The sequence below is a fragment of the Enterobacter cloacae complex sp. GF14B genome, assembly GCF_004136805.1.
Classification (GTDB): domain Bacteria; phylum Pseudomonadota; class Gammaproteobacteria; order Enterobacterales; family Enterobacteriaceae; genus Enterobacter; species Enterobacter hormaechei_C.
The window spans coordinates 1-956 of record NZ_QFRV01000356.1; the positions used below are offsets into that span (position 1 = coordinate 1).

The window sequence follows — 956 nt, forward strand, 5'->3', positions numbered from 1 at the left end:
GATAATTTTTTGCAAATGTTGATGGGTTTTTTTGACCTTTTCATTGACAATTATGAAAGAATCACAAGTATTACAGTAGTGGAATATCATAATAAGCTAAAGAAAGGGGTAAAACCAATTGTGCAAAAGCTACGACAATTGGGGGTTATACAAGAAAAGGCACTCCTTCCGAGGTAAGGAAGCTACTGGAAGCAGGGTTCATCTATCCTGTGGAAAACTCAGAGTGGGTGTCACCCATAGTAGTGACGCCTAAGTCGACTACAAACCACTAAATGCAGCTACAACAAGAGACCACTTCCCTCTCCCTTTCTTGGATGAAATTCTGAATGAAGTAGCGGATTTTGAATGCTATACCGTCTGTGATGGTTATTCTGGATACTTTCAAATACGCATAGCCTTGGAAGATCAGCTAAAAACCACTTTTATCACGCCATGGGGTTGTTTTGCATACAGGGTTATGCCATTTGGTCTCACAAATGCACCTGCCACATTCCAAAGATATGTCACATATGTTTTTCAACCATTCTTTGGAACATCCATAAGAGTGTTCATTGATGATTTTTGTATATATAGCTCCCGTATTTCACATTTAGAAAAGGTAACTAAAGGTTTGGCCAGGTTGCAGAGCCTAGGTGGGCAATTAAATGTGGATAAATGCCACATTGGGGAGAGTAAAGTCATTCTACTAGGCCATGAAATTTCAGCAAAAGGTATCAACGCCGACCCAAGTAAGGTGTCCGCACTCATAGCCCTACCTTCACCAATGACCGCACGTCAACTGGTCTCTTTTCTACAGAAGGTGAGGTACTTAAGTAGATTCATACATCTACTATCACAACTTTTTCTACCACTGCAACACCTCACTCAAAGATCAACTTTCACTTGGGACGAGGAAAGCGAACATCACTACAACAAGGTAAAGGAGGTCTTAGCCCCTCTGCCAACTATCTCACCAC

The 956-nt window shown here is 41.2% G+C and carries 1 pseudogene; it reads left to right on the forward strand.

The features are described 5' to 3' along the window. Positions 1-265: 265 nt before the first annotated feature. Positions 266-956: pseudogene (locus DD606_RS26810) on the forward strand (reverse transcriptase family protein); the annotation flags it as partial.